The organism is Wohlfahrtiimonas larvae, from assembly GCF_002006755.1.
GTDB lineage: Bacteria > Pseudomonadota > Gammaproteobacteria > Cardiobacteriales > Wohlfahrtiimonadaceae > Wohlfahrtiimonas > Wohlfahrtiimonas larvae.
Window position 1 is genome coordinate 1 of record NZ_MVDO01000093.1, and the last position, 5,589, is coordinate 5,589.

Sequence of the window (5,589 nt, forward strand, 5' to 3'; positions counted from 1 at the left end):
GTGCAACAATAATATTGAAGCGGTGAGCGATCGCTTTGCCTACGCTGTTTGGGCTCATATCAATCTGAACACACGCAATATGTGGATGTTTCTTGCTGAACTCATCGAGCATGTGCAGCATCTTTTTAGATGAAACGCACTGATTACGTGTGAATAAAATGATGCTTGGCTCATTGTCTGTGATGTTTTTGAGCGTAATGCCGTTGGTGACTGTAATGACTGAACTAATCATGATTCACCTGCTTAACTTTTTCTAAAAAGCTATGAATACGTTGATCAAAATCGTATTCTGGAAAAATACACGATTCGCTTGCTAAAATTTTGTTCGTTTTTGAATCAAATGCATATAAATATGCTGATTTAGAATTAATCTGAACATCTAAAGCAACGCCATTTGTTTCAATCAAATGAATTTCAGCAAGCTTCATCAATTGCTCTTTAGTGAACTTAGCCATGTCTGCGCTCCTTTTGAATCAAAGTTTGAATGAAAACCGCTCTACGCAATAACTTCAATGCAGCTTTTTGATCTGCTGTGTTATCGGCTGCTTCGTAATATGCATGACGCATATTTTCCAATGCATCCAAACACACTTCTTTTGTCATGTGATCAACGATGTTGGCAAAGCCTTGCATCACAAATGCTTTATCATTGAATTGCTGTGTTAAAACCTGACCACGTGCTTGCTTCGCTACATATTTAAATGCTCGTACTGCGCTCTCAAAATGTTGCTTTAACTGATTTTTGGGTAAAAAAATCCCCTGACTCTTTAAAGCCATAATTGAATCTCCTTTAAAATTAATGTGTTATTTCTTGGTTTTAACGATCCAACGATCAACCATTTCATACGTCACAAACGTGGATGAGCAATACACATTCATACATTGATAATACTTTTCTCGTGTTTCTGTCGTGATTACCTTTGTTGTCACGATCTTTGCTCTATGGTTACATTCTGGACATCTAAACGAATGTGCTGTCTTTAAGTCCATATTCTCTCCGTTTGTTATGTGCTTATGAATGATATTTTAAAGCCCTAATCAACAGCGCATGTGCTACTGTTGCCACAGGTTTACCTTCCTTAGAAGCTAGTCTTTTCAATTGATTATGCTCAGTTTCTGTCACTCTTATTCTTAAATTAACAGATCGACTCAGCGGTGTAATGTTTGTATTTTTCATTAATTACCCCTAAAATGACTACATAAATGACCACACGAATGACTACATTGGTTATGTTATACAACAAACATGTAAGTCAAACAATAAACACTCGATTATGTGTTTTTATGTACAGATCACACAAATGTGTGACAAGGATTTGTAAAATGATTGAAGTTGGACTTCGGCTTAAAGAAGCAAGAGAGTTATTAAATATGACTCAAAAGAAGTTTAGTGAATTAGCTGGCATCAGCCCTAATGCACAAGTGAACTATGAGAAAGGCGAACGCAAGCCTGATACTCAGTATTTAAGTAATATCGCTAAATTAGGTTGTGATATTCAATACATAGTGACAGGTGTTAAATCCAATAACCCTGATCCCATTGTTTATGACAATGCAGGTAATTTGGTGGATTTAGATGAATTCTGCTTTGTGCCACGTTATAAAGTATTTGCAGCAGCTGGCCATGGCTCTGCCATCAATGAAGAAACTTATGAATTCTCTATTGCCTTTCGTAAATATTGGGTTAAAAAATACTTAGAAGTCAATCCAAAGGATCTGATTGCTATTACTGCCCGTGGGGATTCTATGATTGGCGTGATCGATGATAAAGATGTGATGATCATTGATACCGCCAACAAACTATTCAATGATGGCATTTATGTATTGCGCATCGATGGCGACTTGATCGTAAAAAGCGTACAGAAGTTACCAGGTAAAATTATTGAGGTTTCTAGCACTAACCCGCTTTATAAACCATTCACAATTGATATGAATAACCCACCGAATGACTTTGAGATTATTGGCTGCGTTGTTCATACTGAACCTGTGACCTTGTTTAGAAATCGACGTACGAGGGATTGATGATGCGTTATTATCAACCTAAAAATACATATAGACCACCTAGCAATAAAGGCAATTTATACTATGTGAGATTTTCTACTAGTCTTGGTTATTTTTATAAAATAGGTTTCACAACTGCTAATAGTGTAGAAAAACGCTTCAGTTATAACTCTGTAGACTTTCTTGATATTGATAAAGTTTTATTATTTGAATACTTAGATAATGCTTATGACATTGAACAGCAATTACACTCATGCTTATCAGAAAGAGCACTATTTAAAGAATTTAAAAATCAAAATGCTGTATACCCCCTATTTAAAAATGGACAATCTGAATTATATTTGGAAGATATATTAGGATTAGATCCAGAATATACAGAAGAACAAAGATTTCAAACATTTAAGAATGTAAAACTTGCTGTAGAACAAAATGAACTTGTTGGGATATTAAAACTTGCTGCCTCAAGAACTGCAGATAGAATACTGAGTTTATCCACACTACCCTTCAGTGTTTACTTTAAAAAGAAAAAAGGTATAGACACTCCTCAAGCTCTTTTAGAAAGCTTAGACCGTATTATCGGTGATGGACAGATACAAAAAAGACGTGAGGATAATGGTTTAACTGAACAAGCATATGCCATTTTGCTCAATGCAGGCATTAATCTACACAATAGATAATCAAATAACTTTGAAGGAATTGATGATGGATAAGATACTAAAATTCAAATATAAAAATGTAAAAGGTGAAGAACATTACTTTGAGATTTATTTAATCAAATCTTTTGAATACTACTTCACAGGGCGTACATTAGATACAGATGAATACAAAACATTTAAGAAAGAGCGTGTAATTGAATATGGTGATGATTCAAAATCGATCTTAGATCAATGTCCTATTGATGCATCCAAAGTTGCTGATAATTCTTTTGGCTTCATTAAATCTTATAATCCTGATCTATTATTTGAAGTTTGTTTCACTGGCTTTAAAAAAGCTGATAAAACAAGACTGACTGAGATTGCACAAAATAATAATATGTATATTGCAAGCGATACCACAGCAAATTTAGGTGCATTGGTTTGTGGTTATAATGCAGGCCCAAAGAAAATCGAACGAGCATTAAATAATGCACGTACAGTTGAAATCATGGATGAAGATGAGTTCTTACATTTTATTGAAACTGGTGAAGTTAAATCACATAAGGAATAATCTGTGAATAATAGAAAAACAAAAACATTTATGATTTTGGCATTAGTGTTGGCTATAGGATTATATTTAAGTGATCAAAAAGAACAAACAACACAAGCCACATCTAATGAAATCGTTGATGTGATTGTCATTGATCAAGCCAAACATGATGCTGCACTTAAAGAACAAGCCGAAGCATTAGCTAATCGTGATCCAATCATCATTGATATTGAAAATGCTGTGAATAATGGCAATATCACAACTGCAACAGTGTTAAGAAATGCACAGCTGAATACTGATGCAAAAAACGCTGACAGTAAAATTGCGATGATCTATTTACAGTGGGATCGAAAAAATGACCCTGCACAAACCAAAAAAATGCTTCAGATGTATTCTGCACGATTGGCCAATGAGATTGGTAAGCATAAAAATGTGAGTGAAATTGTTGTATTTTGGGAAGTGCCATATCATGTGAAAGATCAAAATATTGCTAAATTCAACTATTCAAAGAAAAATAATGATTGGATTGTTGATAAAGAATGGTTTGCACCTGTGATTAGATAATTTATTAAAAAGGTAAAAAGTATGAATGGAAAGTTTTGCCCATCTTGTGGGCAACATCAAATAGCAGATTGGGTAAATATTTGTGAATCATGTTCTAACAAACGTAAAAACATGGTTAATTGGATTGGGATGTGCGTATTCATGGCAACATTCGCATTATCTTTATATTGGTACTTTAATCAATATATTTTGTCAATTATGCCAAGAAATTGGAATATAGTCTCTATATTTAAAGCTGTTGAATATCACATTAGTCATTTAAATTTTTCTTCACCATATGCCTATATTTTACCTGCTTTACTTTTAGCATGTGTATTGCTTGGTGGATTAACTAACGAGCTAATGTATAAATTAGTTAGAGCAAAATAAGCATAAAACTATACATTTAGAAAGTAGCAATATCGCAATATGTAAGAATAACAAAATGACTGTTGGTGCAGAATGGTTTGCACCTGTGATTAGATAGGTAAATAAAATGATCGATTTAATAACATCAACCTTTATGTCTGTACCAAAAAAACTCAATATCGATAGAAAAAAAAGTAATGGATCAATTCAACTAAAACCTGGTGCCATTGTCGCATGTGATTTAACTGGTGGTGTTATTGATCATACAGGAGTATATGTAGGTAATGGTCAAATAGTAGAACTTAATGGGGATGGGCTAGTTGAAAAAATTTCTATGAATAAGTTTTTACATAATGGCTTTCTGAGGACTGGAAACACAATATACACTCCAACATGGAATGATGAACTATTATTTCATCCTGTTTGGGGCATAGAAGCTCAAAAAAATATAGGATTAAATACTCATTATGATTTAGCATTGAATAATTGTCATAATTTTGTACATTGTTGCACGCAATTATATAATGCAAGAAGTAATCAAAAAACTGAATATCAAAAGTATATTGAGCTTTGCAATAGAGATAAGAGCATCATGATTAAAAAGTCATTTTTTCAAAGTACTATTGACACACAACCAACTTATCAAGTCATTAAATACTTTATTGAAGCGTATAATCATACTGGTATCACAACATTTGAAACTTTATCTAACATGTTATTTATACATTATATAATACGTAAACATCCATACCTCGTAGAAGATAAAAAACTTTTAAATCGAGCAAAGTTATTATTTAAGTGGAAAGTTGCAGAATATTAATCTTCAGGATCTTTCACTTCTAGCTCAACTTATGTAGTTAATCCATTTTGATCAAGAATATGTGTAACATGGGTTGCCACCCAATCTTGATCATCAACTTGTTCTCTAACACCTTGAGATTTAAATATATTAACCCCATATTATCAGCATCAATTTATTATAAGAGGTAAATTATTATGATGTTAAAAAAACTCACCCTTACTGATACAAATAACAATGAAATTAGACTTGTTAGACAGTCTTTTAATTTAAGTAATTTAAATGATCTTGAATGGTATTACGATGATTTAAACTCAAGAAAAAAATTCCCAAATGAAGATAATATTTGGGATCAATTCGACCAAGCAAAAGTTGGATCAATCATCTATGATAAAAACAAAAATAAACTATATACTGTAAAAACACGAATGGAAGGTGGTCCAATTTAACTCGACTCTTTCACTTCCAACTCAACTTGGGTAGTTAAGCCTGATTGATCCAAAGTATGAGTAACACGAACCGCAACCCAATCAATTTGATCAATATCTTTCTTAAAGCCCTGCACTTTTACAGGGCTTTCTGCTATCAGTTCAGGATTTCCCATCGCTAAATTAAACGAAAATGATGCAACACCACGTTTGAGTTTTTTAAGCTCGTTTTCTGCTGCATCCTGTGCATCTGCTTCGCTTTTA

General features: G+C 33.2%; 12 protein-coding genes and 1 pseudogene. 7 read left to right on the plus strand and 6 right to left on the minus strand.

The window, feature by feature from the left end:
- The 5 genes from BZK14_RS05775 to BZK14_RS13250 form a co-directional block, all read right to left on the minus strand.
- Positions 1-232, minus strand: a 232-nt coding sequence (locus BZK14_RS05775) for a thioredoxin domain-containing protein (RefSeq protein WP_143691370.1), incomplete at its 3' end; no start/stop codon positions are given.
- Positions 225-455 (minus strand): hypothetical protein, encoded by a 231-nt coding sequence (locus tag BZK14_RS05780; RefSeq protein ID WP_077925609.1) that lies wholly within the window; start codon positions 453-455, stop codon positions 225-227. The genes BZK14_RS05775 and BZK14_RS05780, both read right to left, overlap by 8 nt.
- The gene (locus BZK14_RS05785) at positions 448-777 is read right to left on the minus strand and encodes a hypothetical protein (RefSeq protein WP_077925610.1); all 330 of its coding nucleotides are present in this window, start codon (positions 775-777) and stop codon (positions 448-450) included. The genes BZK14_RS05780 and BZK14_RS05785 overlap by 8 nt, the downstream gene beginning before the upstream one ends.
- 27 nt (positions 778-804) lie before the next feature.
- Positions 805-990, minus strand: a complete 186-nt coding sequence (locus BZK14_RS05790; RefSeq protein ID WP_077925611.1) for an ogr/Delta-like zinc finger family protein — start codon at positions 988-990, stop codon at positions 805-807.
- 22 nt (positions 991-1,012) lie between these two features.
- Entirely contained in the window at positions 1,013-1,177 is a 165-nt protein-coding gene (locus BZK14_RS13250; protein ID WP_171973647.1) for a hypothetical protein, read from the minus strand.
- Between the two features lie 146 nt (positions 1,178-1,323).
- Between BZK14_RS13250 and BZK14_RS05795 the strand changes: the two genes are divergently transcribed.
- The 7 genes from BZK14_RS05795 (at position 1,324) to BZK14_RS05825 (ending at position 5,346) form a co-directional block, all read left to right on the plus strand.
- Positions 1,324-2,022: an XRE family transcriptional regulator gene (locus BZK14_RS05795; RefSeq protein ID WP_171973648.1), complete on the plus strand. Its 699-nt coding sequence runs from the start codon at positions 1,324-1,326 to the stop codon at positions 2,020-2,022.
- The gene (locus BZK14_RS05800; RefSeq protein ID WP_143691371.1) at positions 2,022-2,678 is read left to right on the plus strand and encodes a GIY-YIG nuclease family protein; all 657 of its coding nucleotides are present in this window, start codon (positions 2,022-2,024) and stop codon (positions 2,676-2,678) included. Before BZK14_RS05795 ends, BZK14_RS05800 begins: the two co-directional genes overlap by 1 nt.
- 22 nt (positions 2,679-2,700) lie before the next feature.
- Positions 2,701-3,207, plus strand: coding sequence for a BRCT domain-containing protein (locus tag BZK14_RS05805; RefSeq protein WP_143691372.1), 507 nt, complete (start codon positions 2,701-2,703; stop codon positions 3,205-3,207).
- A 3-nt stretch (positions 3,208-3,210) separates the two neighbouring features.
- A complete protein-coding gene (locus BZK14_RS05810; RefSeq protein WP_077925615.1) occupies positions 3,211-3,750 on the plus strand; it encodes a hypothetical protein in 540 nt (179 codons plus the stop codon).
- A gap of 21 nt (positions 3,751-3,771) precedes the next feature.
- On the plus strand, positions 3,772-4,119 hold the full coding sequence (locus BZK14_RS05815; protein WP_077925616.1) for a hypothetical protein: 348 nt from the start codon (positions 3,772-3,774) through the stop codon (positions 4,117-4,119).
- Between the two features lie 106 nt (positions 4,120-4,225).
- Positions 4,226-4,918, plus strand: a complete 693-nt coding sequence (locus BZK14_RS05820) for a C40 family peptidase (protein WP_077925617.1) — start codon at positions 4,226-4,228, stop codon at positions 4,916-4,918.
- A gap of 176 nt (positions 4,919-5,094) precedes the next feature.
- Positions 5,095-5,346 (plus strand): hypothetical protein, encoded by a 252-nt coding sequence (locus BZK14_RS05825; RefSeq protein ID WP_077925618.1) that lies wholly within the window; start codon positions 5,095-5,097, stop codon positions 5,344-5,346.
- Here BZK14_RS05825 and BZK14_RS13255 read toward each other — a convergent pair.
- A pseudogene (locus BZK14_RS13255) lies at positions 5,343-5,589 on the minus strand (phage late control D family protein); the annotation flags it as partial. The gene BZK14_RS05825 and the pseudogene BZK14_RS13255 sit on opposite strands and share 4 nt — an antisense overlap.